The sequence below is a fragment of the Nocardioides mangrovi genome (assembly GCF_020073815.1).
Lineage (GTDB): Bacteria > Actinomycetota > Actinomycetes > Propionibacteriales > Nocardioidaceae > Nocardioides > Nocardioides mangrovi.
This window is the reverse complement of the sequence record NZ_JAIQZJ010000013.1, coordinates 166,650-190,415: the sequence shown is the minus strand read 5'-3', so window position 1 is coordinate 190,415 and position 23,766 is coordinate 166,650. Positions and strand designations below refer to the sequence as shown.

Here is a 23,766-nt window from a genome sequence, read left to right as displayed (position 1 = left end):
TCGACGCCACGTGGACTTTGGCCGCACGCGCAGCATGATGTGTTGGCCCTCCTGACGCGCAGAGCCTGACCCACCGTCGCCAGCACTCTCGCCCGCTGATCTCCCGGCAACGTCGCCGGTCGCAGGTCGCCGGCCCAGACTCGTCAAGGAACCGACAGCCATGTCCGACCCCCGCTTCACCGCCAAGCGTGCCGAGCGCACCGAGATCCCCCGCCCCAAGCGTGGCGAGGGTCAGTGGGCGCTGGGCTACACCGAGCCGTTGAACAAGAACGAGCAGTCCAAGAAGGACGACAGCCCGCTCAACGTCCGCGACCGGATCCTCCACACCTACTCCAAGCGCGGCTTCGACTCGATCGACCCCGCCGACCTGCGCGGCCGCTTCCGCTGGATGGGCCTCTACACCCAGCGCAAGCCCGGGATCGACGGCGGCAAGACGGCCATCCTCGAGGAGGAGGAGCTCGACGACCGCTACTTCATGCTCCGGGTCCGCTCCGACGGCAAGCTGCTCCCCGCGGCCGCCGTCCGGGCCCTCGGCACGATCGGCGTCGACTTCGCCCGTGACACCGCGGACGTCACCGACCGCGAGAACATCCAGTACCACTGGATCCGCATCGAGGACGTGCCCGCGATCTGGGAGCGCCTCGACGAGGCCGGCCTGCACAGCCTCGAGGCGTGCGGCGACTCGCCCCGGCCCTTCCTCGGCTCGCCGGTCGCCGGCGTGGCCAAGGACGAGATCATCGACGGCACCTCGGCCCTCGCCGAGATCGAGCGCCGCTACATCGGCAACCCCGACTTCGCGAACTTCCCGCGCAAGTTCAAGACCGCGCTGACCGGCCACCCGTCGCACGACGTGTCGCCGGAGACCAACGACATCGCCTTCGTCGGCACCGTGCACCCCGAGCACGGCCCCGGCTTCGACGTGTGGGTCGGCGGCGGCCTCTCCACCAACCCGATGCTCGCCCAGAAGATGGGCGTCTGGATCCCGCTCGAGCAGGTCCCGGACGTCTGGGAGGGCGTGGCCTCGATCTTCCGCGACTACGGCTACCGCCGGCTGCGCTCGCGCGCCCGGCTGAAGTTCCTGGTCGCCGACTGGGGCATCGCGAAGTTCCGCGAGGTCCTGGAGAACGAGTACCTCGGCACCGAGCTGGTCACCCTCGAGTCGCCCGCCTCGCCGGTCGGCCACCGCGACCACGTCGGCGTCCACGAGCAGCAGGACGGCAAGCGCTACGTCGGCGTCGCGCCGATCGCGGGCCGGGTCTCCGGCACCGTCCTGGTCCAGCTCGCCGACCTCATCGAGCAGTACGGCGTCGCCGGCGCCCGCCTGACGCCGTACCAGAAGATCGTGCTCATCGGCGTCGAGCCCGAGGTCGTCGACGAGCTGCTGGACCGCCTCGACGAGATCGGCCTCAGCGCCCGCCCTTCGAACTGGCGGCAGAACACCATGGCCTGCACCGGCATCGAGTTCTGCAAGCTGGCGATCGTCGACACCAAGAACCGCGCCCGCGACCTGGTCGCCGAGCTGGAGAAGCGCTTCCCCGACCTCGACACCCCGATCACGGTCAACGTCAACGGCTGCCCCAACGCCTGCGCGCGCACCCAGGTCGCCGACATCGGCCTCAAGGGCCAGCTGGTCATGCACGAGGGCGAGCAGGTCGAGGGCTTCCAGGTCCACCTGGGCGGCGCCACCGGTCTGCAGGCCAACTTCGGCCGCAAGCTGCGCGCCCACAAGGTGACCAGCGCCGGGCTGGACGACTACGTCACCGTCGTGGTCACCCACTACCTGGCCGACCGTGAGGACGGCGAGTCCTTCACGACCTGGGTCGCGCGCGCCGACGAGGAGCTGCTCCGCGGCGAGAAGGCGCTGGAGGGAGCGACGTCATGAGTGAGCGCGCCGTCCCCTTCCACTGCCCCTACTGCGGCGAGGAGGACCTGCGCCCGCACGAGGCCGCGCACGGCTCGTGGGAATGCCGGGCCTGCCTGCGCGCCTTCAGCCTGAAGCTCATCGGACTCCTCCGACCGGGAGGTACGACCTCATGACCGCAGCCACCACCATCACCGCCCGCAACAACCGCGGGACCGACACCGCGGGCCGCTCCCCCGAGGAGCTGCGCGAGCTGGTGTCCCACTGGGGCGCCGAGCTCGAGCTCGCCCCCGCGGAGACCATCATCGAGTGGGCCGTCGCGACCTTCGGCGAGCGCTTCTGCGTGACCTCGTCGATGGGCGACGCGGTCCTGGCCGACCTCGCCTCGAAGGTCGCGCCCGGCCTGGACGTCGTCTTCCTCGACACCGGCTACCACTTCGTCGAGACCATCGGCACCCGTGACGCCGTCGAGGCGACGATGCCGGTCAACCTGCTCACCATCACGCCCGTGCAGAGCGTCGAGGAGCAGGACGCGACGTACGGCAAGGACCTCTACAAGACCGACCCCGACCTGTGCTGCAAGCTGCGCAAGGTCCAGCCGCTGGCCGACTCGCTCGCGTCGTACGACGCCTGGGCGACTGGCCTGCGCCGCGCCGAGACCCACAACCGGGTGATCGCGCCGGTGATCGGCTGGGACGCGAAGAAGCAGAAGGTCAAGGTCTCCCCGATCGCCCGGTGGTCCGACGAGCAGGTCGAGCGCTACATCGCCGAGAACGGCGTGCTGGTCAACCCGCTCGTCTACGACGGCTACCCCTCGATCGGCTGCTGGCCGTGCACGCGTCGCGTCGCGCCGGGCGAGGACCCGCGCAGCGGCCGCTGGGCCGGCACCAACAAGACCGAGTGCGGGATCCACTCGTGATCCGCACCCTGCGGACCGGCAGCGTGGCCGGTGCCGCTTCCCCCACAGGAACACGCACGGACAAGGAGGCAGTGTGATGGCTGCTCCTGCTCTGGTGGCCCTGGCTCACGGAAGCCGTGACCCGCGGTCCGCCGCCACCATCAAGGCCCTCGTCGACGAGGTCAAGACGATGCGCCCCGACCTCAAGGTCGAGGCCGCCTTCCTCGAGCTCTCGAAGCCGTCCTTCCAGACGGTCGTCGACCGCCTGGTGAGGGCCGGCCACGACGAGATCGTCGTCGTCCCGCTGCTGCTGACCGAGGCCTACCACGCCAAGGTCGACGTCCCGAGCGCCGTCGCCGAGGCGAGCGCGCGCCACGAGGGCGTGCAGATCCGCGCCACGTCGATCCTCGGCCTCGAACCGCAGTTCCTCGAGGTCCTCGACGTCCGGATGCGCGAGGTGCTGCGCGACAGCCGGGTGCGCGAGCTCGACGCGCTCGTGCTCGCCGCCGCCGGCTCCAGCGACCCGCTGGCCAACCAGGCCGTCGCGCGGCTGGCCCGCGTGTGGGGTGCCCGGCACAAGCTGCCGGTGACCGCGGCGTTCGCCTCGAGCGCGCCGCCAGCCACCGGTGAGGCCGTCCGGGCGTTCCGCGCCGAGGGCCGTCGGCACATCGCCGTCGCCTCGCTGTTCCTGGCGCCGGGCTTCCTGCCGGACCGGGCCGCGGAGCTCGCGGTCGAGGCCGGCGCGATCGCGGTGTCCGCGCCCCTGGGCGCCCACCCCGAGCTGGCCCGGGCGATCCTGGCGCGCTACGCCGTCGGTGCGGTCGAGCTGGTCCCGGTCTGATCCGGCACTTGAGGTAGGCCCGGCGGCACCTGAGGTGGAGGTGGATGCCCCCGCGCGTTCCTAGCGTGAGGGTCATGACGATCCTGCTCTCGGACCCGCGGGTCCGGGCCGTGCCCGTGGTCGAGTGCGGCGAGCCGCTGGTGCGGCTCCCGCACGACCTGTCCCCCACCGGCGCTCCGGTGCGCGCCGGGCTGGCCGAGCGGCTGGTCGCCGCCGACGCCCTGCTCCCGCTCGGGGTGCGGCTGCGGGTGGTCGAGGGCTTCCGGCCGGTCGAGCAGCAGCGCGCGATCGTCGCGGCGTACGCCGCCGAGCTCCGTGCGCTGCACCCCGGCATCGGTGCCGACGAGCTGGAGCGGCTGACCAGTCGCTTCGTCTCGCCGGTCGACGTCGCTCCCCACGTCGCGGGCGCCGCGGTCGACCTGACGCTGGTCGACGCGTGCGGCGAGGAGCTCGACCTCGGGACCGCGATCGACGCGACGCCCGAGGAGAGCGACGGGCGCTGCTGGTTCGCGGCCGCCGGGATCGGCGCGGACGCCCGCGCCCACCGGGCCCTGCTGGCCGAGGTGCTCGGCCTCCAGGGTCTGGTCAACTACCCGACCGAGTGGTGGCACTGGAGCTTCGGCGACCGCTACTGGGCGCTGGTCACCGGCGCTCAGCACTCGCTCTACGGCCCGCTCTCGGCCGCGGCGGTGGCGGCATGACGCTCGCGCTGGTGACCGAGGTCGTCGCCGCCTCACGTCCGCGGCTCAGCGTCGACCTCGACGCCGTCGCGCGGAACACCCGGCTGCTCGCCGGCCGCGCGAGCGGCGAGCTGATGGCGGTCGTGAAGGCCGACGGCTTCGGCCACGGCGCCCTCGATGTGGCCCGCACCGCGCTCGCCCACGGCGCGACCCGGCTCGGCGTGACCAGCCTGGACGAGGCGTGGCCGCTGCGCGAGGCGGGCCTCGGCGTACCGCTGCTCAGCTGGCTCAACCCGGCCGACGCCGACTGGGGTCGCGCCGCCGCGCACGACGTCGACGTGGCCGTCCCGAGCCTCACCCACCTGGCAGCGGTCGCCGCCGCGCCGGGCCGCGCCCGGGTGCACCTCCACGTCGACGCCGGCATGGCGCGCGACGGCGCTGACCCGGCGAGCTGGACCCTGCTGTGCCGGTCGGCGCGCCGGGCCGAGCAGCGTGGTCAGCTGACGGTCGTGGGCGTCATGGGCCACCTCGGCTGCGCCGACGACCCCACCGACGACTGCAACGCGCTCGCCCGGACCCGCTTCGCGTGGGCGCTCGAGGTCGCCCGGGCGGCCGGCCTGCGGCCCCGCGACCGCCACCTCGCCGCGACTGCGGCGACGCTGACCGACCCCCGCACCCACCACACCCTGAGCCGCGTCGGCGCCGGCCTGGTCGGCATCGACCCGTCGCGCACGACCGCCCTGCACCCCGCGATGACCCTGACCGCACCGGTGGTCCAGGTGCGCCGCGTCCGGGCCGGCACGCCGGTCGGCTACGGCCACAGCCACCGCACCCACGAGGCGACCCACCTCGGGCTGCTGCCGGTCGGGTACGCAGACGGGCTGCCCCGGGCCGCCTCCGGCCGCGCCGAGGTGCTCGTCCGCGGGGTCCGACGCCCCGTGGTCGGTCGGATCTCGATGGACCAGGTGGTCGTCGACCTCGGCGAGCGCGGCGTCGACCTCGGGGAGAGCGCCACCGTCTTCGGGCCGGGCACGCACGGCGAGCCGACCGTCGCGGAGTGGGCAGCCTGGGCCGACACCATCGAGCACGAGGTCGTGACCGGCATCGGAGCCCGGGTCGAGCGGAGCCTCGCGTGAGGACCCGGGTCGCGGTCGTCGGCGGCGGGCAGAACTGCGAGCACGAGGTCTCCCTCGCCTCGGCCGCCGCGGTCGCGGCCGCGCTCGACCCGGCGACGTACGAGGTCGTGCCGCTGACCATCGGCCGCGACGGCACCTGGCGCGACCGCGGGCTGCGTCCGATCGGCCTCAGCGGCGCCGCCCACGTGCTGCACGGCTGCGACGTGGTCTTCCCCGTCGTCCACGGACCCCGGGGCGAGGACGGCGCGCTGGCCGCGCTGTGCGAGCTCGCCGGGCTCCCCTACGTCGGCTCCGGGATCCGCACCGGCGCCCTCGCCATGGACAAGTGGGCCACCAAGCTGGTCGCGCAGGACCTCGGCCTCGCGGTCGCCCCGGGTCACCTGGTCACGGCGGCCACGGCCGAGCACGAGCGCTGGACGCACCCCGTGGTGGTCAAGCCGGTCGCCGCCGGCTCCAGCAAGGGGGTCAGCCTGGTCCGCTCGGGCGACGCGCTGCGACCCGCCCTCGACGCCGCGCTCGCACTCGACGACCGGGCGCTGGTCGAGGACGTGGTCGCCGGCCGCGAGATCGACGTCGCCGTGCTGCGCTCCGCCGACGGCACCCTCGTGGTCGCGCCGGCGCTCGAGATCGTCGCCGACGGTCTCTTCGACTACGACGCGAAGTACGGCGGGCACGCCGACTTCCGGCTCCCCGCCCGGCTCGACGACGTCGACGCGAAGGCGCTCGAGCAGGCCGCGCTCGCGACGTACGACGCCCTCGGCTGCGCGGGCGTGGCGCGCGTCGACTTCTTCCTCACCGCCGAGGGGCCGGTGCTCAACGAGGTCAACACGATGCCCGGGATGACCGAGCACTCCCAGGTGCCGCGGATGTTCGCGGCCGCCGGTCTCACCTACCCCGCGCTGCTCGACGAGCTGGTCCGCGGCGCGCACCGGTGAGTGTGGTTCGCTGGGGGCGACACCGACATCGAGACCGACCACTGACCGGACGCGAGGCCCCATGACCGACTGGCGCACCTGGGCGCCCGACCTCGCCGTCGGCCTCGTGGTGCTGGCTCTCGGTGTCCTCGAGATCCTCAACATCGACACCTTCTACTACGAGACCAACCCCCGGCCCGGGCTCATCCTGGTCGTCCTCGGCGTCGCCGCAGCGGCCGGCCTGGCGCGCCGGATGCCGGCGATCGCGCTCGCGCTCGTGTGGGTGGTCGGCACGCTCCAGGTGATCGGTGGCGTCCAGCTGCTCATGGTCGAGCTGGCGATCGGGATCGTCGCCTTCGGCGCCGCCCGCTGGGGCAGCGTGCCCACGGTGGTGGCCAGCGTGCTGTCCATCCCAGTGGCGGCCGCGATCGCCGTGCTGTGGATCGACCCGAGCGTGTTCTACGCCGCCCTCGACACCGCGGGCTTCCGCGCGATCGCCGACCGGACCTCGCGCCTCGACGACCGCTGGCAGGTCTCCGCGGCGATCGCGGGGATGGCGGTCCTCGGCGTGCCCTGGCTGGCCGGCCTGGCGCTGCGCTTCTCCGCACGGGCCAACCAGTCGCGGGCGGGCCAGGAGGCCGCCGAGGCCGAGCGCGACCAGGCCGAGGAGATCGCCCGGCTGCAGGAGCAGCAGGCGCAGCTGGCCCGCGACGTCCACGACGTCGTCGGTCACTCCCTCGCGGTGATCCTGGCGCAGGCCGAGGCCGCGCAGTTCCTGCCCGACGACGACACGGCGGCGCTGCGGCGCACGATGGACAACATCGCCACCTCCGCCCGCTCCTCGCTCGAGGACGTGCGACAGGTGCTCGCCTCCACCGCCGGCGGTACGACGACCCAGGCCCGGCGCGCCGACCTCGACAGCCTGGTCGAGGGCGTGCGAGCCAGCGGGCACCGGGTCGACTCGACCGAGGTCGGCACCCCCCAGCCGCTGCCGCCCGAGCTCGAGGTGGTGGCCTTCCGGGTGCTCCAGGAGATGCTCACCAACGCCATCAAGCACGGCCCCCGCGACCAGCCGATCGCGGTGGAGCGACACTGGGAGGGTGACCTGCGGATCGAGGTGCGCAACGCCGTGGCCCCGGCGGCCCCGGCGGCAGAGGTGCCCGGGGGCGAGGGCGGTCAGGGCGTCGACGGGATGCGACGCCGGCTCGAGGCGGTCGGCGGCCGGCTCGACGTACGCCGGCGCGAGGACCCGCCGACCTTCACCGCGACGGCGTGGGTGCCGGTGAGGGCCCGGTGACGGGGCCGGTGATCGGGCCGGTGATCGCCGAGCCCACCGAGCCGATCCGGGTCCTGCTCGTCGACGACCAGGAGCTCTTCCGCGAGGGCGTGCGGGTGATCGTCGACGCCCAGGAGGGCATGGAGGTCGTCGGTGGCGCGGCCGACGGGCTCGAGGCGGTCCGCATGGTCGACGACCTCTCCCCCGACGTGGTCCTCATGGACATCCGGATGCCCGAGATGGACGGTGTCGAGGCGACGCGGCAGATCTTCCTCCCGGAGCGGGCCGCGAAGCGCGAGCGGCCCGTGCGGGTCGTGGTGCTGACGACCTTCAACCTCGACGACCGGGCTGCGACCGCGATCCGGTACGGCGCCAGCGGCTTCCTGCTCAAGGGCACCACGCCGGTGATGCTCCGGGACGCGATCCGCACCGTCCACGCCGGCAACGCGGTCCTCGCGCCGGCCGACCTGTCGACGCTGCTCGACACCCAGTTCCGTGCGCCGACCGCTCCGCCCGCGTCGTACCTCTCGCTGACCGAGAAGGAGCGCGAGGTCTTCGCCGCGGTGGCGAAAGGGCTCTCCAACACCGAGATCGCGGGTCAGGTCTTCCTCAGCGAGTCGACGGTGAAGACCCACGTCGGCGCGATCCTGCGCAAGCTCGCGCTGCGCGACCGGGTGCAGATCGTGGTCTTCGCCCACGAGCACGGGCTCAGCTGATCCCTCAGCCGACCAGCTTCTCCAGCAGGTGCTCGAGCTGGCGGGCGGGGTCGGTGGTCACGCCGCCGTGGACGGGGCCGGGCTGGAGGACGGTGCTGCGCGGCGCCTTGAGGAAGCCGAAGCGCTGGCTGATCGGGGCGCTCGCCGCCTCGCCCCCGCGCTCGTCGCCGACGCAGACGCCCTCGACGAAGTCGAGCGCCGCGCAGACGGCGTCCATGTCGAGCGCCGGGAAGGTCGCGGAGAGGCGGTCGCGGTCGACCCGCCACGCGACGGCGAGGTAGTCGGTGGCCTGGCAGTAGAGGACGACCCCCACGTTGAGGAACTCCTCGCGGTCCACGCGCGGCACGCACCGGATCACGACGTACTGGTAGGAGAGGCGGGTCATCGCGCCGCCACCTCCCCCGGCGTCTGGGGCAACCACTGCCGGGTCGCGAGGCGGGCGGTCAGGAACCGGACGTACGCCGCGCGCAGCTCGTCGGGCGTCTCGGCACCAGGGACCGGCTCCAGCCAGACGTCCGGCACCTCGGCGAGCACCTCGGCGAAGACGTCCTCGCCGAGCAGCGCACCGAGCTCGGCGTCGGCACCCGGCAGCTCGGCGGCGTACGCGCGCAGGACGTGGTCGTCCATGCTCCACGGCTGGGCCGCGAACCGCGCCGGATCGGTCACGCCCCCGGCCCAGGCGTGGTGGAAGTAGAGCGACGCTCCGTGGTCGATGACCCACAGGTCGCCGTGCCAGACGAGCAGGTTGGGGTTGCGCCACGACCGGTCGACGTTGGCGGTGAAGGCGTCGAGCCAGAGCACCTTGCCGGCCACGCCGTCGCCGGGGGTGGCCGGGTCCAGGGGCATGGTGGCGTCGAAGCCGAACGCGCCGGGCAGGAAGTCGACGCCGAGGTTGAGCCCCGGGCTCCGGTTGAGCAGGTCCTGGACCTCCTCGTCGGCCTCGTAGCGGGCGATCTCCGGGTCGAGCTCGAGCGCGACCAGCGTCGGCGTGCGCAGCCCGATCCGGCGCGCGAGCTCACCGACGATGACCTCGGCGACCAGCACCTTCGCCCCCTGGCCGGCGCCACGGAACTTGCAGACGTAGGTCCCCAGGTCGTCGCCCTCGACGATGCCGGGCAGGCTGCCGCCCTCGCGCAGCGGCGTGACGTAGCGGGTCACCGAGACCGTGGGGATCACGTGCGTCACCCTAGTGCCGCGGGACTCAGGGGTTTGGGGCTGTACCCCCATGGGGTAGTCGACCGGTGCATCCGGAGGGGATGCTTCGATGACTTCGGGAGGAAGCCCTATGCGCACACGCCGACTGCTCGGCACGATGATCGCGTCCGTTCTCACCGTCGGCACCATGACGCTGGTCGGCACCGCGTCACCGGCCTCGGCAGCCACCGCCACCAAGATCGTCAGCGGCACCGACGGCAAGAAGTGGATCTACCCGGGCTACAGCAGCAACTCCAAGCAACCGGGCGCCATCGTCTACGGCACCACGCTCTCGTTGTCGATCAACGTCGAGGACTCCAGCGGCAACCAGGTCTACGACGGCACGCTCACCGTGCAGCGCCAGTTGCCGGGCCAGGCCTGGAAGACCATCAAGACCAGCGACTCGGCGTACTACTACGGCAGCACCAAGGCGGTCGGCAACGCCAAGTACCGCGTGCTCTACAGCGGCACCTCCGACTACTCCCCCTCGGCCGCGGGCGTCAGCGGCAAGGTGCAGCGCAAGCTCACGTACCAGAACGTCGGCGACCGCCGGGTGGTCCTCAAGGGCAAGGTCTCACCGAAGTACAAGGGCAAGGTCACCGTCTTCAAGAAGCAGGGCAAGAAGTTCAAGAAGTACAAGACGGTGAGGACCAACAAGAAGGGCGGCTTCAAGACCCCGCTGCCCGCGCCTCGCCGTGGCAAGTTCTTCTGGAAGATGGAGATCAAGAGCAGCAAGACGTTCGCCACGACGCAGAGCGGGAAGTTCTACACCTACTCCTACTGAGGGGACACCGGCGTCGGCCGGGTCAGCCCAGGACCCGGCCCACGTCGAGGGTGCAGCCCACGACGGTCTGCACCGATCCGTCCTCCTGCGGCTCGTCGAACCACAGGCCCTCGTCGAAGCCGGCCTTGGCGAGCATCCGCCGCGACGCGGCGTTGCGGTGGTCGGGGGCCGCGAAGTAGGAGGCCGCTCCCGGCCGGCGGTGGTGGGTGCGGGTCATCCAGGTCCACAGCACCCGCGCGCCGAAGCCACGGCCACACCACTCCTCGGCGAGCGCGTAGTCGACGCCGATCGCGTCCGGGTCGGGCCCGAGCACGGCGTAGTCGGGATAGTCGCCGATCCGGTAGTCCTGCACGAAGCCGACCGAGCGACCGTTGACCTCGGCCACCCACATCCGGGTCGGCGAGACGCCGTCGATGCGCGGCCCGTAGCGCTCGGTGACCGCCTCCTCGGTCGGCTCACCCTCGCCCGCCCACCAGCGGCGGATGTGCTCGCTGCGTCGCCAGCGGAGCAGGTCGGGCAGGTCGCCGCGGGTCATCGCGCGGAGCGTGACGACGCTGTCGTGGTCGATGAGGAACTGCTTGACCTCCCCCGACAGGTCGACGGGCACCGGGTCCCCGTGCATGCTCGCGGCGGTACGGCGAGCGGCCGCCCACCACGACTCGTCGGGGAAGGTGACCCCGACGAGGTCCCGGCCCCGGTCGTGCACGACGACCCGCGTGCGGGTCACTGCTCCGGCCGGCTCCGGCGTACGAGGGGCGGCTGCACCGACCACGGGAAGTCGATCCAGCGGTCGGTACGCCGCCAGACGTACTCCGGGTGGATCACCGTCCAGGGCTTCTCGTAGATCACCGCGGTCCGCGCCTCGAGGACGTGGTCGGCGCAGAAGTCGCGGACCACCTCGAGGGTCTTGCCGGTGTCGGCGACGTCGTCGGCGATCAGCACCTTGAGCCCGGTCAGGTCGACGACGTCCGGGGTCGGCGGCAGCATGATCGGCACGTCGAGCCGCTCGTCGACGCCGGTGTAGAACTCGACGTTGACCGCCGACAGGTTCTTCACGTCGAGGGCGTAGCCCAGCCCCATCCCGAGGCCGAGGCCGCCGCGCGCGATCGAGAGGATCACGTCGGGCTCGTAGCCGCTGTCGACCACCTGCTGGGCGAGGTCCCGCACGGAGGTGCCGAACAGCTCGTAGGTCAGGGTCTCCCGCTCGTCTGCCACGGATGCATTCTGTCGGGTCCGACCCGTCCCTCGTCCAGACCCCGGTGGTGCTGGCGTGGTTCCGGGGTGTCGCCTGGTGGCGTCCGGCGCGGTCTCATCAAGGGATGAAGGCGCAGCGACACTTCCCGGGGTGAGCTCGTCTGGGGAGGTGCGGGTTCGACCTCATCCCTTGATGAACCTGCGGCACCTGTGGTGTCAGGGGCCGTCGCGCCCGGCTCGCCTACGCCGACCCCGCGCACCATGAGCTGCCGATCCGGCCTAGAAGTCCGGCCTAGAGGTCCGGCTCCGGCTCCTCGCGGCCCGACGCGGCCAGCTCGTCCTTGACGACCGCGAAGGACATCCCCGAGCCGTAGCCCTTGCGGGCGAGCATGCCGACCAGCCGCCGGGTGGCGGTGGCGTCGTCGACCCGGCTCAGCGAGCGGAGCTTCTTGCGAACGAGCGCCCGGGCGGCGGCCTCCTCGTCGGCGGGGTCGATCTCGTCGAGCGCGTCGCGGGCGACCTCGTCGTCGACACCCTTGCGGCGCAGCTCCTGCGCGAGCGCCCGGCGGGCCAGGCCCTTGCCCGGCTGCCGGGAGGCGATCCAGGAGCGGGCGAACGCCTCGTCGTCGACCAGCCCGACCTCCTCGAACCGGTCGAGCAGCCGGACCGCGATCTCGTCCGGGACGTTCTTCTTCGCCAGTTTGTCGGCCAGCTCCCTGCGGCTGCGCGCCTGCCCGGTGAGCTGGTCGAGCAGGATCGTGCGGGCCACCGACTCCGCGTCGGCCTCGGGCACCTGGACCGCGGTGTCCTCGGGCGGTGGGGCGGGCCGTCCGGCGGGGGTGGACGCACCTGGATCCGACCCCCGCCGGGTCCAGGCGTCCACCCCGGCCGAGACGTCGCCCAGCCACTCGGGGGGTGGGCGTTGCTCGTCGAAGGTCATCTCGACGTCCTCCTTCGCACCAGGCTGCTTCTCGGCTCACCGGGTTTCGAGGCTCGGCGCTAGCGCGCCTCGCACCTCAACCACCGTCGGCGGTGGTGGAGGAAGGCGCTCTGCGCCTGTCTCGAGACCACCACTAGAAGGAGTCGATGCCGATCGGCTCGTCGGAGAGCGGGGCCTCCTGGTCGACCTGCGGGCCGACGCCGAGCTTCTCGAGGATCTTCTTCTCGATCTCGTTGGCGAGGTCGGGGTTGTCCTTGAGGAACTTGCGGGAGTTCTCCTTGCCCTGGCCGAGCTGGTCGCCCTCGTAGGTGTACCAGGCGCCGGCCTTGCGGATCAGGCCCGCCTCGACGCCGACGTCGATCAGGCCGCCCTCTCGGCTGATGCCCTTGCCGTACATGATGTCGAACTCGGCCTGCTTGAACGGCGGGGCCACCTTGTTCTTCACGACCTTGACGCGGGTCCGGTTGCCGACCATGTCGGTGCCGTCCTTGAGCGTCTCGATGCGGCGCACGTCGAGGCGCACCGAGGAGTAGAACTTCAGCGCCCGGCCACCGGTCGTGGTCTCGGGCGAGCCGAACATGACGCCGATCTTCTCGCGCAGCTGGTTGATGAAGATCGCGGTGGTGCCGGAGTTGTTGAGGGCACCGGTCATCTTGCGCAGCGCCTGGCTCATCAGGCGGGCCTGGAGACCCACGTGGCTGTCTCCCATCTCGCCCTCGATCTCGGCCCGCGGCACGAGCGCGGCCACCGAGTCGATGACGATCAGCGAGAGCGCGCCGGAGCGGACCAGCATGTCCGCGATCTCGAGCGCCTGCTCGCCGGAGTCGGGCTGGGAGACGAGCAGGGCGTCGGTGTCGACGCCGAGCGCCTTCGCGTACTCCGGGTCGAGCGCGTGCTCGGCGTCGATGAAGGCGACGATGCCGCCCTGCGCCTGGGCGTTGGCGACCGCGTGCAGCGCGACCGTGGTCTTACCCGACGACTCGGGACCGTAGATCTCCACCACGCGACCGCGCGGCAGACCACCGAGGCCGAGCGCGACGTCGAGGGCGATCGATCCGGTCGGGATGATCTCGAGGGGGGCGCGGGTCTCGTCGCCGAGGCGCATGACCGAGCCCTTGCCGAACTGCTTCTCGATGTTGAGAAGGGCGGCGTCCAGGGCCTTCTCGCGGTCTCCACCAGCCATGGTGTTCTTCCTTGTCTCTCGTCGGGTTCCAGGCACATCGGCAACGCTAGAGCGGGCCACCGACAGCGCCTGATCAGCGCCGCCGAGACTGTGGAGAACCCCGGTCCGCGTCGTACCTGTGGACAGAAACTAGCCCACGATCGAACAGACGTTCGGGAGTTGTCTGGGCGTGTCGCGGCCGGATCCGGGCTGGGGCTCAGCCGGGCAGCCGGACCAGGAAACGGCAGCCGGCGGGCGACGGGGCGCCGACGTTCTCGACGTGCACGACGCCGCGGTGGGCCTCGACGATGCCCTTGACGATCGCCAGCCCCAGCCCGGCCCCCTGGGTCTCCGGGGGCGTGTCCGGCTTCGGCGTCCGCGCCCCCTCGCCGCGCCAGGCGAGGTCGAAGACGCGCTGCATCTGGTCCTCGGACAGCCCCCCGCACTCGTCGCTGACGCTCAGCTCGATGCCGTCGGGGACGGCGCGGCCGTGGATCTCGACCGAGCCGTCCGCGGGCGTGTGGCGGATGGCGTTCATGATCAGGTTGGTCATCACCCGGGACAGCCCGGCCGCGTCCGCGGTCACCTCGACCCCCTCCTCGACCCGCCCCCCGAGGCGCACGCTGCGCGCCCGGGCCACCGGGTCGGCGCCGGCGATCGCCTCGCTCACGAGATCGCCGAGCATGACCGGCTCCGGGGTCAGCCGCAGCACCCCCGCGTGGATCCGGGACAGCTCGAAGAGGTCGTCGACCATCCGCACCATCCGGTCGACCTCGGCCCGGATCTGCCGGTGGTAGCGCTGCGGGTCGGCCGCCATGCCGTCCTCGAGGGCCTCGGTCATCGCCCGCATCCCCGCCAGCGGCGTGCGGAGGTCGTGGGAGACCCAGGAGACGAGCTCGCGCCGCGACTCCTCCAGGCGCGCCTCGCGCCTGCGGGACTCCTCGAGCCGCTCGCTGGTCCGGGCGAGCTCCTCCGAGACGGCCTGGAGCTCGCTCGGTCCCCGCGGCTCGATGACGTACGTGCCGTGGGCACCGAGCCTGCGCGCGTCGCGCCGCAGCGCGGCCGACCACTGCGAGATCGCGGCCCCGACGGCGAGCGCGACCAGCAGCGCCACCACCCCGGCCACGCTGGCGACGAGGCTCACCACCTCCCAGTCGTGGTGGGAGATGAACATCATGTGGGAGACGGCCACGACCCCCGCGAGCACGGCACCGATCGAGACCAGCACGATCAGACCGAGCTGCCAGCGGATCGACAGGTGGCGCAGCAGCCAGGCCGCCGCCAGTCCGATCACCCCGACGACCGCGGCGCTGAGCGCCGCCACCAACACGATCTGGATGTGGTCACTGCTCATCGGCGGTCTCCCATCGGTAGCCGACGCCCCACACGGTGCAGAGCCGCTGCGGCCGGGTCGGGTCCTGCTCGACCTTCTCCCGGAGCCGCCGGACGTGCACGGTCACCGTCGAGTGGTCGCCGATGGACCAGCCCCAGACCTGGCGGAGCAGGTCGTCCCGGGAGTACGCCGTACCCGGGTGAGCGATCAGGAAACGCAGGAGGTCGAACTCCCGGCCGGTCAGGGCGAGCGCCACGCCGTCGCGGAAGGCCGCGTGCGCGGCCTCGTCGACGACCAGGTCGCCGTCGACGAGGCGCTGCGGCGGGGTCTGGACGCCGGTCCGCCGCAGCACCGAGTCGACGCGCAGCGCGAGCTCACGCGGGCTGAACGGCTTGGTGACGTAGTCGTCGGCGCCGACCTCGAGGCCCATCACCCGGTCGGTCTCCTCCCCCAGCGCCGTGAGCATCACGACGGGGACCTGGCCGGACTCGCGCAGCCGCCGGCACACCTCGATGCCGTCGATCCCGGGCAGCATCAGGTCGAGCACGACGAGGTCGGCGGGGGCGTCGCGCATGGAGCGCAGCGCGGCCTCGCCGTCGGCCGCCTCGACCACGTCGTGCTCGTGGGCGCGCAGGTAGGACACGACCACTTCGCGCACCGTGTGGTCGTCGTCGACGACGAGGACCTTCGCCATGTCACCTCCCCCTTCGCCGCGAGCGTACGAGCGAGGCCACCACCACGGCCAGGGCGGTGAGGCCGGCGAGCGCCAGCCAGCCGGCGGTGTAGTCGCGGTCGAGCAACGTCGGGTTGTCGGCGCGGGCGCCGAAGCGGCCGAGCACCGGCACCGCCAGCAACGTGAGCGGTCCGAGGACGACGAACCCGACGGCCAGGGGCGCCCGGGCGGCCGTCGGCGCCAGGCGCAGCGCGACCCCCGCCAGGACGATCGTGAGGACCGCCAGCACGCCGTCGTGCAGCACCACGCCCGCGGCCAGCCAGGCGACGACGCCATCGAGGCCGAGCAGGTCGTGCCCGCGGGTCAGCAGCAGCCAGCCGCCGTACGCCGCGAGCGCGACGCCGACCGCCCCGATCACGATGCGGGTCACGTCGGCACCTCGATCCGGCCGACCCACTTGGTCTGCAGCACGCCGGGCCGGTCCGGCGCGATCACCCGGGCCGGGAAGCCGTGGTCGAGCGCGAGCGGCTCGCCCTCGAGCGCGAGGGCGAGGAGCGTGCGGTCGTCGTCGGCGAAGTTCCCGTGCAGCACGGTGGTCGTGTAGGGACCGGACTGCTGGAGCGAGGTCACCAGCACGTCGGTGCCGCGTGGGCCGTCGACGAGGTCGAGCAGGTCGCGCACCCGGACGCCGGACCAGGTGCCGCTCGCGCTCCAGCCCTCGACGCAGGCGATCGGCAGGGTCTGGGTCGACTGCGGCATCGCGAGCAGGTCGGCGCGGCTCAGCGCGACCTGCCGGTCTCCGTGGACGAGCAGCAACCGGTAGTCCGCGCTGGTCGCGGACGCGGTGACCCCGGCGGCGACCGCGGACTTGTTGATCGGGATGCCCGCCGGGCCGTCGCCCGAGCGGACGCCGAGCACGGACACCTGCCGCAGCCACGGCACCGTGCTCCCGGCGGTGGCGAGGACGGCGACGCCGGCGGAGAGCCAGGTCGCGCGCAGCAGGCCGCGGCGGCCGAGGACCCCGGGCCGGTCGGCCGCCGGACGGTCGTAGGTCGTGTCGTCGACGTCGGCACCCAGGGCGCCGCGGATGATCGGCAGCTTCACCGCCACGTGCACGACCAGCGCGCCGATCGCGACCCACGCCGTCGCGTAGTGCGCCGACCGGAAGGAGAACGCCCAGGGGTACCACTGCGCCGCGTTGGCCAGCCCGGTCGCGAGCTGGAAGACGGCGCTCGCGACGAGCACCGCGATCGAGCCGCGCTCGGCGACGTCGAGCAGCAGGCGCCGTACGTCGCGCTCGGGCCGGCGGAAGAGCCGCGGGTAGACGGTCCAGAGCTTCACGAGCAGGAGCGGCACCGCGGCGGTGCCGGTGATGACGTGGAGTCCCTGGGTGACCCGGTATCCCCAGGCGGGGCTGGTCGGGAACGGCACCGGGTGGTCGGCGTTCTGGGCGTAGTGGCTGATCAGCCCGGTGACGAAGCAGATCGCGAAGCAGAAACCGAGCCAGAGCCCGACGCGAGCGGTGACCGCGGCGCTGCGGAGGCGGGACGGGAAGTCCGACTCGTCGGGGATCCTCATGGCCGCTCCTCGAGCACTGCGCACCAGCGGTCCCCCAGGCGGTGGACGCCGCGGACGTCGAGGTTGGCCTCGGCGGCGACGGCGTCGACGTCGTCGACCCCGAGCACCGACCACGGGATCGGCTCGCTCTCGTCGGCGCCCCAGCGCAGCGTGGCCCACCCCGACAGGCTGGGCGCGCCCGGCGGGGCGAGCTCGGCCACCACCCGGCCGCGCGGGTCGAGGAGCTCGCGGAGCCGGTGGAGCAGGGCGACCGGATCGCCGCCGATGCCGATGTTGCCGTCGGCCAGCAGCGCCGTGCACCAGCGGCCCTCGCCGGGCAGGACGGAGAAGACGTCGCGACGCAGCGCCGAGGCGCCGCGACGCAGCGTGCGACCGACGGCATCGGTGACCACGTCGATGCCGAGCACGACGTGGCCGCGCTCGGCCAGGGCGGTGGCGAGGCGGCCCGGCCCGCAGCCGACGTCGAGCGTGGCACCCAGGCACAGGTCGAGGAGGGCGTGGTCGTCGGCGTCCGGCGGCCGGTCCCAGTCGTCCAGGCGCAGCAGGGTCGTCGTCTCGGTCACGGTCGCTCCCGCCAGGTCCGGGCGAACTCCCCGTCCGGCGCGGCCGCGGCCACCGCCTCGGCGTCGGGCACGGTGTCGACGTCGCGCATCACCTCGGTCGTCCCGACGTCGAGGCCCGCCCCGACCAGGGCGGCCCGGGTGGCGTCGTACGTCGTGGGCGTGGACATCGGCACGTCGTGGAGCACGTGGGCGGCCGCAGGGGTCCGGAGGCCGAGCACCCACCAGCCGCCGTCCTCGGCCGGACCGAGCACGGCGTCGTGGTCGTCGAGGGCCGCCGCGACCCGGCGCAGCTGCTCGGGCGTCACGTGCGGCGTGTCCATCCCGACCTGGACCACCGGGCCGCCCGGTGGCACGTCGGTGTGGGCGTTGCCGAGGCGCTCGGCGAAGGTCGCCCCCCGCTGCGCGGCGACGCGCCAGCCGGCGACGGCGTGCCGGAGCTCGTCACCGCGGACGGCGTCGTCGAGGTCGCCGGAGAGCGCGAGCAGGCAGCCGTCGGGCCCGAACGCGTCGCGGCAGGCGGCCACCGTGTCGAGCAGGGCAGCGGCGGCGAGGTCGGCGGCGGTCGCGTCGCCGACGTCCTTGCCGAGGCGGGTCTTCACCCGGCCGGCGACGGGGGCCTTCGCGACGACGAGGGCACGTGGGCTCATGGCAGGACCTTCCAGAAGTCGTGCGCGGTGCGGAGCGTGCCGCGCACCGAGCCGGACACCTTGGAGCGGGTGCCGGCGGCGCGCGGACGGTAGGCCACGTCGTGCTCGACGATCCGCCAGCCGGCCCGGGTCGCCCGGTCGAGGAGCTCCACGGGATAGCCGAACCGCCGGTCGCGCACGCCGAGGTCGAGGAGGGCGTCGCGCCGGCAGACCCGGACGGGCGCGATGTCGTGGATCGACGCGCCGATCCGGCGGCGCAGCCACCAGAGCACCAGCGCGTTGCCCCAGCGGGCGTGCCACGGCCAGACGCCGCGGGCGACCGGGCGACGACGTCCGACGGCCAGGTCGGCACGACCCGCGACGACGTCGGCGAGCAGCGGCAGGACCTCGGCCGGGTCGAGCGAGTCGTCACCGTCCATGAACGCGACGTACTCGCGGGTCGCGGCCTCGAGGCCGGCATGGACGGCGGCGCCGTACCCGGGGCGGAGCTCGGTGACGACGACCGCGCCGTGGCGCCGGGCCACATCGGCGGTGGCGTCGGTGGAGCCGTTGTCGGCGACGATCACCGCGAGGTCGTCCGGCACCCGCGGGAGCAGGAGCTCGAGGGCGCGGGCCTCGTCGCGACACGGCAGGACGAGGTCGCAGACGGGTTCCATGGATCCCAGCCTGTCCGGCGCCGGGCCCTCGCGGGCGGTCGAAGTCTTACGAGTCGGTGACGGTGCCGCGCGAGCCGCGGTCCGGGCCGTTCGGGCACCTACTGTCGGGACCATGCCGACGACGACGCCGACCGCTCGCGGACGAGCGCCCCTGGTGGGCCTCGTCGTCGCGCTGGTGCTGGTGGCGGCGGCGTTCGTGGTGCCGCACGCGTTCGGCTGGGAGGTGTGGTCGCGGGCGCCGCGCAGCGTGGTGCCGGACGAGACGCCGCCGCTGCACGGCTGGTGGGCACCGCACTGGTTCGGTCCGGGAACCCTGCCGGCGGTGCTCATCGCGGGGCTGTCGGTGGTCTGGGGCCCGACGCTGGCGAGCTGGCTGCCGTGGCGACGGCTGCTGCTGACGTCGTACGCCGTGGGCCTGGGCTGGCTGCTGTCGCTCGCCCTGGTCGACGGCACGGACGGGATCTCGCGGGTGCTCGGCGGGCGCTACGGCTTCCTGCCGTCCGCGCGGGAGGTGACCTCGGTCCACGCCCTGCTCTCGACCTACGTCGACCGGATCCCGATCGACGCCCCGGCCGCCTGGCCGACCGATCCCGCCGGGCATCCCCCGCTGGCGCTGCTCTTCTTCGTCGGGCTGGACCGCGTCGGCCTCGGCTCGTCGGTGGCGGCCGGGCTCGTGGTCACGGCGATCGCGGCCACGACCGCGCTCGCCGTGCTCGTGACGATGCGAGCGCTGGGCGTGGAGGACCTGGCCCGACGGGCCGCGCCCTACCTGGTGCTGACACCGGCGGCGGTCTTCATGGCGGTCTCGGCCGACGCGCTGTACGCCGCCGTGTCGGCCTGGGGCCTGGCCTGCCTGGCCCTCGGCGCTCGTGCTCCCGCGCGGTCGCGGATGGTGGCGTGGTCGGTCCTGGCGGGACTGCTGCTCGGTGCGGTCGTGATGATGTCCTACGGCCTCCCGCTGCTGGGGCTGGTCGCCCTGGCGATCCTCTGGCTCGCCCGGTCGTGGTGGCCGCTGCCGGTCGCGGCGGTGGTCGCGCTGGCGGTGGTGCTGGCGTTCGTGCCGTTCGGCTTCGCCTGGTGGGACGCCTATCCCGTGCTCCACGACCGCTACTGGGACGGCATAGCCGCGGACCGGCCGGCGGCGTACTGGCTGTGGGGAGACCTGGCCGCGCTCCTGGTCTGTGCCGGCCCGGCGCTCGGCGCCGGGCTCGGGACGGTCGCGGCGGGGTGGCGACGGCTCCCCCGCGTCCCGGTCATGCTCGTCGCGGCGGCGCTGGCGTGCGTCCTGCTGGCCGACCTGTCCCGGATGAGCAAGGCCGAGGTGGAGCGGATCTGGCTGCCGTTCGTGCCGTGGCTGACGATCTCGCTCGCGCTGCTGCCGCCGCCCTGGCGACGATGGGCGCTGGCGCTGCAGGTGGTCTGGGCGATCGGCGTCCAGCACCTGCTCTACACGAGCTGGTGAGGGTCAGGCCCGCAGCGGCGCCGTCGCGAACTCGCGGAGGCCGTCGGCCGGCCGGACCTCGGCCCCGAAGCCGAGCTCGGCGCGGGCGCGCTCGGGCGACGCGACGATGTGGCGGACGTCGCCGAGCCGGTAGCCGCCCGTGACCTCCGGCTCGATCCCGCTGTCGGCGCCGACCATCCGCGCGACGTCTAGGATCGGGATCGGCTCGCCGGAGGAGACGTTGTAGGCGTCGTACCGGCCGGCGCCGGAGGCGACGACGGACTCGAGCGCGAGGACGTTGGCGCGGGCGACGTCGGCGACGTGCACGAAGTCGCGCATCTGGCCGCCGTCCTCGAAGACCTGCGGCCGCTCGCCGCGCTCGAGGGAGGAGCGGAACATCGCCGCGACGCCGGAGTAGGGCGTGTCCCGCGGCATCCCCGGCCCGTAGACGTTGTGGTAGCGCAGCGCGATCGCCGCCGCGTCGGCCTGCCGCACCCAGGCCGAGGCGTAGTGCTCCTGGGCGACCTTGCTGGCGGCGTACGACGAACGCGGGTCGAGCCGCGCCGACTCGTCGACGAGGGCCCACCCGAGCGCGGATCCGCAGTGGGGGCAGTGGTTCTCGACGTCGCCGGCCTCGAGCGCGGCGACGCTGCGCGGCGGCGGGACCTGGTCGCCGTGGCTCGGGCAGGTGTAGCGGCCCTCGCCGTAGACGACCATCGAGGAGGCGAGCACGAGGCGGTCGACGCCGGCCTCGTGCATGGCCGCGAGCAGGACGGCGGTGCCGAGGTCGTTGTGGCCGGCGTAGTCGGGCAGGTCCGCGACCCGCGCGCCCGCACCCACCATGGCGGCCTGGTGGCAGACGGCGTCGACGCCGGCCAGCAGCGGCGCCCAGCCGGCGGGGTCGCGGACGTCGAGGCGGTGGGTGCCGGCCGGGACGTCGGAGGAGCCATGGGCCTGGGGCAGCATCAGGTCGGCGCCGACGACCTCGTGCCCGGCCCCGGCGAGTGCGGTGGCGATGGCGCCGCCGATGAAGCCGGCCGAGCCGGTGAGCAGCACCCGCATCAGGAGGGCTCGCCCGGGACGTCGTAGCTCAGCTCGATGCCGTCGGCCCAGGTCGAGCAGGTGCAGCCGGCCGGGTCGGGGAGGTTCTCGATGGCGGTCGTGAGCAGGCCGCGGAGGCGGTCGAGGTTGGCGCGGAAGAGCGCGAAGACCTCCTCCTGGCCGACGCCCTCGCCGCTCTCGGCGCCGGCATCCATGTCGGTGACCAGCGCGAGCGCGGCGTAGCAGAGCCGCTGCTCCCGGGCGAGCGCCGCCTCGGGCGCTCCGGTCATGTTGATCAGGGTCCACCCCTCGGCGGCGTAGTGCCGCGACTCGGCGCGGGTCGAGAAGCGCGGCCCCTCGATCACCACCATCGCTCCCCCGGCCTTCACGTCCGGCGCCGCGGACGCGAGCGCGGCGGAGACGCCCGGGCAGTAGGGATCGGCGAACGGCAGGTGCACGGCGCCGGTCTCGACGTACGACGGGACCCGGCGGAAGGTCCGGTCGACGAGCTGGTCGGGCACGACCAGGTCGCCGGGTGCGACCGCGTCACTCAGACCCCCGACCGCGCACGGCGCGAGCACCTGACGCACGCCGAGCGAGCGCAGCGCCCAGAGGTTGGCGCGGAAGGGGATCGCGTGCGGCGGGAACTCGTGGTGCGGGCCGTGGCGCGGCAGGAACGCAACCCGCCGGCCCGCGACGGTGCCGACCGCGACCGGCGCCGACGGGTCGCCGTACGGCGTCTCGACGGCGACCTCCTGGGGGTCGTCGAGGAAGGAGTAGAAGCCGGTGCCGCCGATCACGGCGACGTCAGCGATCGTCATGCGGCCACCCTGTCACTTCTTGACGGCCGGGAGCTCCAGGCTCCGCCAGACGGCCTCCCAGACCTGCTTGGCCGGGACACCTGCCGCGAGGGCGCCGCTCGCGGTCTGCCCGTCGAGCTCGCCGATCACGAAGGTGTCCGCCCAGGTGCGGGAGTAGCTGCTGCCGAGAGCGTCGTCCATGCGCGCCCAGAACTCGGTGTGTCTCATCGCCTCTCAGCGTAGACGGCTGGCCTGACCGATCAGCCAGAGCTGCTCGGTCTCCGAGCCGCGCTCGGAGGTGAGGGAGTCCACCTGCCACCCCGACGCCTCGAGCACCGCGCGCAGCGGCTCCGGCTGCCAGTAGGTGAAGAAGCGGCGGCCGTCGACGCGACCGTGGGTCGACCAGGAGTCCCCGTCGCCCTGCTTGAGGGAGAGGCCCAGGACGCCACCGGGCCGGGTCGCCGCGGCCAGCCGCCCGAGCACGACCGGCAGGTCGGTGCGCGCGACGTGGAGGAGGCAGGCGTTGGCCCAGACGCCGTCGTACGGCGTGCCAGGGCGCTGGGGGTCGTCGAGGTCGTCGTGCAGGGGGTCGAGCCGGTCGGCGTCGCGCCCGGCGGCGCGCAGCATCTCGACGAACGCCGGGGTGATGTCGGTGCACCGGACGTCGAGCCCGGCCTCCTCGAGCAGCACCACGTCGCGGCCACCGGCGCTGCCGACCTCGAGGACCCGGCCGCCGGGGCCGACCGCGGCGGCGAACGCCGAGACCCGCCGGCGGATCGCCTCCGGGGCGATCGCGGCGGCGTCGCGGTAGCCGGCCGCGGACGCGTCGTACGCCTCGACGGTGGCGCGGACGACCGCGGACCGGACGTCCCAGGCGTGGTGGACGATGTCGTGGAGGTGGTAGAGCCCGATGCTCTCGACGGTGAACTCGCTGCCGTTGCTGCGGAGGCCGCGACGGCCCCAGGCGCCGGGCGGCACCGAATCGTAGCGCTCGGCGACCTGCTCCGCGGCGGCCAGCAGGTCCTCGGACACCGTGGCCGGGTCCTGCTCGGCGTACCGCTCCGCGACCGCGGTCTCGTCCTGGTCCCAGTTGGCGAAGGTCGGCTCGTCCTCGTCGAGCATCAGCCCGACGCGGAGGTCGAAGACGCGGTGGACGTCGCGCACGTGGCAGGAGTACTCCAGCGGCGACCACGTCGTCGGGTCGGGGCGGACGGCGACGTCGGGGAGCGTGAGCACGGCCTCCCAGGTGGTGGCGTTGTCGCGGACGACCTCCGGGATCCGGTCCACGGTGACCGCGGTCGCGTCGAACCCGCACTCCGGGCACGGGCGGTCGAGGACCCAGGTCCAGTCCTTGGTGTCGGGCTCGATCTCGGACTCGGCGGTCATGGCGCCATCCTCCCAGCGGGCGCTGTCCTCATGCCTGCGACTTCCGGCCAGG

The 23,766-nt window shown here is 73.4% G+C and carries 28 protein-coding genes; 11 read left to right on the top strand and 17 right to left on the bottom strand.

Annotation, left to right across the window (positions count from 1 at the left end; translation table 11 throughout):
- Nucleotides 1-160: 160 nt before the first annotated feature.
- The 9 genes from K8U61_RS19710 (at nucleotide 161) to K8U61_RS19670 (ending at nucleotide 8,322) form a co-directional block, all read left to right on the top strand.
- The gene (locus tag K8U61_RS19710) at nucleotides 161-1,882 is read left to right on the top strand and encodes a nitrite/sulfite reductase (protein WP_224124765.1); all 1,722 of its coding nucleotides are present in this window, start codon (nucleotides 161-163) and stop codon (nucleotides 1,880-1,882) included.
- Entirely contained in the window at nucleotides 1,879-2,037 is a 159-nt protein-coding gene (locus K8U61_RS19705; protein WP_224124764.1) for a hypothetical protein, read from the top strand. The genes K8U61_RS19710 and K8U61_RS19705 overlap by 4 nt, the downstream gene beginning before the upstream one ends.
- A complete protein-coding gene (locus tag K8U61_RS19700) occupies nucleotides 2,034-2,780 on the top strand; it encodes a phosphoadenylyl-sulfate reductase (RefSeq protein ID WP_224124763.1) in 747 nt (248 codons plus the stop codon). Before K8U61_RS19705 ends, K8U61_RS19700 begins: the two co-directional genes overlap by 4 nt.
- A gap of 76 nt (nucleotides 2,781-2,856) precedes the next feature.
- On the top strand, nucleotides 2,857-3,600 hold the full coding sequence (locus tag K8U61_RS19695; RefSeq protein WP_224124762.1) for a sirohydrochlorin chelatase: 744 nt from the start codon (nucleotides 2,857-2,859) through the stop codon (nucleotides 3,598-3,600).
- Between the two features lie 74 nt (nucleotides 3,601-3,674).
- Nucleotides 3,675-4,301: a M15 family metallopeptidase gene (locus tag K8U61_RS19690; RefSeq protein WP_224124761.1), complete on the top strand. Its 627-nt coding sequence runs from the start codon at nucleotides 3,675-3,677 to the stop codon at nucleotides 4,299-4,301.
- The gene (gene alr / locus K8U61_RS19685; RefSeq protein WP_224124760.1) at nucleotides 4,298-5,416 is read left to right on the top strand and encodes an alanine racemase; all 1,119 of its coding nucleotides are present in this window, start codon (nucleotides 4,298-4,300) and stop codon (nucleotides 5,414-5,416) included. The genes K8U61_RS19690 and alr overlap by 4 nt, the downstream gene beginning before the upstream one ends.
- Nucleotides 5,413-6,351, top strand: coding sequence for a D-alanine--D-alanine ligase family protein (locus tag K8U61_RS19680; protein WP_224124759.1), 939 nt, complete (start codon nucleotides 5,413-5,415; stop codon nucleotides 6,349-6,351). Before alr ends, K8U61_RS19680 begins: the two co-directional genes overlap by 4 nt.
- Nucleotides 6,352-6,412: 61 nt before the next feature.
- Nucleotides 6,413-7,627 carry a sensor histidine kinase gene (locus tag K8U61_RS19675; protein WP_224124758.1) on the top strand — a complete coding sequence of 405 codons (1,215 nt, stop codon included), beginning with the start codon at nucleotides 6,413-6,415 and terminating at the stop codon, nucleotides 7,625-7,627.
- Nucleotides 7,628-7,650: 23 nt separating this feature from the next.
- Nucleotides 7,651-8,322: a response regulator gene (locus tag K8U61_RS19670; protein WP_224124777.1), complete on the top strand. Its 672-nt coding sequence runs from the start codon at nucleotides 7,651-7,653 to the stop codon at nucleotides 8,320-8,322.
- Between the two features lie 4 nt (nucleotides 8,323-8,326).
- Here the strand turns inward: K8U61_RS19670 and K8U61_RS19665 are convergent, their stop codons facing one another.
- A complete protein-coding gene (locus K8U61_RS19665; RefSeq protein ID WP_224124757.1) occupies nucleotides 8,327-8,707 on the bottom strand; it encodes a DUF3037 domain-containing protein in 381 nt (126 codons plus the stop codon).
- Nucleotides 8,704-9,498 (bottom strand): HipA family kinase, encoded by a 795-nt coding sequence (locus K8U61_RS19660; RefSeq protein WP_224124756.1) that lies wholly within the window; start codon nucleotides 9,496-9,498, stop codon nucleotides 8,704-8,706. The genes K8U61_RS19665 and K8U61_RS19660 overlap by 4 nt, the downstream gene beginning before the upstream one ends.
- 109 nt (nucleotides 9,499-9,607) lie before the next feature.
- On the opposite strand from K8U61_RS19660, the gene K8U61_RS19655 reads away from it, so the two are divergent.
- Nucleotides 9,608-10,300, top strand: coding sequence for a hypothetical protein (locus tag K8U61_RS19655; protein WP_224124755.1), 693 nt, complete (start codon nucleotides 9,608-9,610; stop codon nucleotides 10,298-10,300).
- Between the two features lie 22 nt (nucleotides 10,301-10,322).
- Here K8U61_RS19655 and K8U61_RS19650 read toward each other — a convergent pair whose 3' ends face one another.
- The 11 genes from K8U61_RS19650 to K8U61_RS19600 form a co-directional block, all read right to left on the bottom strand.
- The gene (locus K8U61_RS19650) at nucleotides 10,323-11,027 is read right to left on the bottom strand and encodes a GNAT family N-acetyltransferase (protein WP_224124754.1); all 705 of its coding nucleotides are present in this window, start codon (nucleotides 11,025-11,027) and stop codon (nucleotides 10,323-10,325) included.
- Nucleotides 11,024-11,515, bottom strand: a complete 492-nt coding sequence (locus K8U61_RS19645) for a phosphoribosyltransferase (protein WP_224124753.1) — start codon at nucleotides 11,513-11,515, stop codon at nucleotides 11,024-11,026. Before K8U61_RS19645 ends, K8U61_RS19650 begins: the two co-directional genes overlap by 4 nt.
- Before the next feature lie 271 nt (nucleotides 11,516-11,786).
- On the bottom strand, nucleotides 11,787-12,434 hold the full coding sequence (locus K8U61_RS19640) for a regulatory protein RecX (protein ID WP_224124752.1): 648 nt from the start codon (nucleotides 12,432-12,434) through the stop codon (nucleotides 11,787-11,789).
- Nucleotides 12,435-12,567: 133 nt separating this feature from the next.
- Nucleotides 12,568-13,617: a recombinase RecA gene (gene recA, locus K8U61_RS19635; RefSeq protein WP_224124751.1), complete on the bottom strand. Its 1,050-nt coding sequence runs from the start codon at nucleotides 13,615-13,617 to the stop codon at nucleotides 12,568-12,570.
- A gap of 196 nt (nucleotides 13,618-13,813) precedes the next feature.
- A complete protein-coding gene (locus K8U61_RS19630; RefSeq protein ID WP_224124750.1) occupies nucleotides 13,814-14,950 on the bottom strand; it encodes a sensor histidine kinase in 1,137 nt (378 codons plus the stop codon).
- The gene (locus K8U61_RS19625) at nucleotides 14,940-15,623 is read right to left on the bottom strand and encodes a response regulator transcription factor (RefSeq protein ID WP_224124749.1); all 684 of its coding nucleotides are present in this window, start codon (nucleotides 15,621-15,623) and stop codon (nucleotides 14,940-14,942) included. Before K8U61_RS19625 ends, K8U61_RS19630 begins: the two co-directional genes overlap by 11 nt.
- A gap of 1 nt (nucleotide 15,624) precedes the next feature.
- Complete coding sequence (locus tag K8U61_RS19620; RefSeq protein ID WP_224124748.1) at nucleotides 15,625-16,032, bottom strand: hypothetical protein; 408 nt, start codon at nucleotides 16,030-16,032, stop codon at nucleotides 15,625-15,627.
- Nucleotides 16,029-17,180, bottom strand: a complete 1,152-nt coding sequence (locus K8U61_RS19615) for a molybdopterin-dependent oxidoreductase (RefSeq protein WP_224124747.1) — start codon at nucleotides 17,178-17,180, stop codon at nucleotides 16,029-16,031. The genes K8U61_RS19620 and K8U61_RS19615 overlap by 4 nt, the downstream gene beginning before the upstream one ends.
- Nucleotides 17,177-17,743: a class I SAM-dependent methyltransferase gene (locus K8U61_RS19610; RefSeq protein ID WP_224124746.1), complete on the bottom strand. Its 567-nt coding sequence runs from the start codon at nucleotides 17,741-17,743 to the stop codon at nucleotides 17,177-17,179. The genes K8U61_RS19615 and K8U61_RS19610 overlap by 4 nt, the downstream gene beginning before the upstream one ends.
- Entirely contained in the window at nucleotides 17,740-18,390 is a 651-nt protein-coding gene (locus tag K8U61_RS19605; RefSeq protein ID WP_263427439.1) for a TIGR04282 family arsenosugar biosynthesis glycosyltransferase, read from the bottom strand. Before K8U61_RS19605 ends, K8U61_RS19610 begins: the two co-directional genes overlap by 4 nt.
- Entirely contained in the window at nucleotides 18,387-19,046 is a 660-nt protein-coding gene (locus K8U61_RS19600) for a glycosyltransferase family 2 protein (protein WP_224124745.1), read from the bottom strand. Before K8U61_RS19600 ends, K8U61_RS19605 begins: the two co-directional genes overlap by 4 nt.
- A 112-nt stretch (nucleotides 19,047-19,158) precedes the next feature.
- Between K8U61_RS19600 and K8U61_RS19595 the strand changes: the two genes are divergently transcribed.
- Nucleotides 19,159-20,508, top strand: coding sequence for a hypothetical protein (locus tag K8U61_RS19595; protein WP_224124744.1), 1,350 nt, complete (start codon nucleotides 19,159-19,161; stop codon nucleotides 20,506-20,508).
- A gap of 3 nt (nucleotides 20,509-20,511) precedes the next feature.
- Here the strand turns inward: K8U61_RS19595 and K8U61_RS19590 are convergent, their stop codons facing one another.
- The 4 genes from K8U61_RS19590 to K8U61_RS19575 are packed head-to-tail and all read right to left on the bottom strand — an operon-like array spanning nucleotide 20,512 to nucleotide 23,714.
- Nucleotides 20,512-21,549, bottom strand: a complete 1,038-nt coding sequence (locus K8U61_RS19590; protein ID WP_224124743.1) for an NAD-dependent epimerase/dehydratase family protein — start codon at nucleotides 21,547-21,549, stop codon at nucleotides 20,512-20,514.
- The gene (locus K8U61_RS19585; RefSeq protein ID WP_224124742.1) at nucleotides 21,549-22,349 is read right to left on the bottom strand and encodes an S-methyl-5'-thioadenosine phosphorylase; all 801 of its coding nucleotides are present in this window, start codon (nucleotides 22,347-22,349) and stop codon (nucleotides 21,549-21,551) included. The genes K8U61_RS19590 and K8U61_RS19585 overlap by 1 nt, the downstream gene beginning before the upstream one ends.
- A 12-nt stretch (nucleotides 22,350-22,361) precedes the next feature.
- The gene (locus tag K8U61_RS19580) at nucleotides 22,362-22,556 is read right to left on the bottom strand and encodes a DUF3046 domain-containing protein (protein ID WP_224124741.1); all 195 of its coding nucleotides are present in this window, start codon (nucleotides 22,554-22,556) and stop codon (nucleotides 22,362-22,364) included.
- Between the two features lie 6 nt (nucleotides 22,557-22,562).
- Nucleotides 22,563-23,714: a methyltransferase domain-containing protein gene (locus K8U61_RS19575; RefSeq protein WP_224124740.1), complete on the bottom strand. Its 1,152-nt coding sequence runs from the start codon at nucleotides 23,712-23,714 to the stop codon at nucleotides 22,563-22,565.
- Nucleotides 23,715-23,766: the final 52 nt, after the last annotated feature.

Bases quoted from the DNA above. Each gene is read 5' to 3' on its own strand.
- K8U61_RS19675 (WP_224124758.1), top strand. From the start codon at position 6,413: ATGACCGACTGGCGCACCTGGGCGCCCGACCTCGCCGTCGGCCTCGTG.
- K8U61_RS19575 (WP_224124740.1), bottom strand. From the start codon at position 23,714: ATGACCGCCGAGTCCGAGATCGAGCCCGACACCAAGGACTGGACCTGG.
- K8U61_RS19615 (WP_224124747.1), bottom strand. From the start codon at position 17,180: ATGAGGATCCCCGACGAGTCGGACTTCCCGTCCCGCCTCCGCAGCGCC.
- K8U61_RS19655 (WP_224124755.1), top strand. From the start codon at position 9,608: ATGCGCACACGCCGACTGCTCGGCACGATGATCGCGTCCGTTCTCACC.
- K8U61_RS19700 (WP_224124763.1), top strand. From the start codon at position 2,034: ATGACCGCAGCCACCACCATCACCGCCCGCAACAACCGCGGGACCGAC.
- K8U61_RS19690 (WP_224124761.1), top strand. From the start codon at position 3,675: ATGACGATCCTGCTCTCGGACCCGCGGGTCCGGGCCGTGCCCGTGGTC.
- K8U61_RS19695 (WP_224124762.1), top strand. From the start codon at position 2,857: ATGGCTGCTCCTGCTCTGGTGGCCCTGGCTCACGGAAGCCGTGACCCG.
- K8U61_RS19600 (WP_224124745.1), bottom strand. From the start codon at position 19,046: ATGGAACCCGTCTGCGACCTCGTCCTGCCGTGTCGCGACGAGGCCCGC.
- K8U61_RS19665 (WP_224124757.1), bottom strand. From the start codon at position 8,707: ATGACCCGCCTCTCCTACCAGTACGTCGTGATCCGGTGCGTGCCGCGC.
- K8U61_RS19710 (WP_224124765.1), top strand. From the start codon at position 161: ATGTCCGACCCCCGCTTCACCGCCAAGCGTGCCGAGCGCACCGAGATC.
- K8U61_RS19640 (WP_224124752.1), bottom strand. From the start codon at position 12,434: ATGACCTTCGACGAGCAACGCCCACCCCCCGAGTGGCTGGGCGACGTC.
- K8U61_RS19625 (WP_224124749.1), bottom strand. From the start codon at position 15,623: ATGGCGAAGGTCCTCGTCGTCGACGACGACCACACGGTGCGCGAAGTG.
- K8U61_RS19705 (WP_224124764.1), top strand. From the start codon at position 1,879: ATGAGTGAGCGCGCCGTCCCCTTCCACTGCCCCTACTGCGGCGAGGAG.
- K8U61_RS19585 (WP_224124742.1), bottom strand. From the start codon at position 22,349: ATGACGATCGCTGACGTCGCCGTGATCGGCGGCACCGGCTTCTACTCC.
- K8U61_RS19590 (WP_224124743.1), bottom strand. From the start codon at position 21,549: ATGCGGGTGCTGCTCACCGGCTCGGCCGGCTTCATCGGCGGCGCCATC.
- K8U61_RS19580 (WP_224124741.1), bottom strand. From the start codon at position 22,556: ATGAGACACACCGAGTTCTGGGCGCGCATGGACGACGCTCTCGGCAGC.
- K8U61_RS19630 (WP_224124750.1), bottom strand. From the start codon at position 14,950: ATGAGCAGTGACCACATCCAGATCGTGTTGGTGGCGGCGCTCAGCGCC.
- K8U61_RS19595 (WP_224124744.1), top strand. From the start codon at position 19,159: ATGCCGACGACGACGCCGACCGCTCGCGGACGAGCGCCCCTGGTGGGC.
- alr (WP_224124760.1), top strand. From the start codon at position 4,298: ATGACGCTCGCGCTGGTGACCGAGGTCGTCGCCGCCTCACGTCCGCGG.
- recA (WP_224124751.1), bottom strand. From the start codon at position 13,617: ATGGCTGGTGGAGACCGCGAGAAGGCCCTGGACGCCGCCCTTCTCAAC.
- K8U61_RS19605 (WP_263427439.1), bottom strand. From the start codon at position 18,390: ATGAGCCCACGTGCCCTCGTCGTCGCGAAGGCCCCCGTCGCCGGCCGG.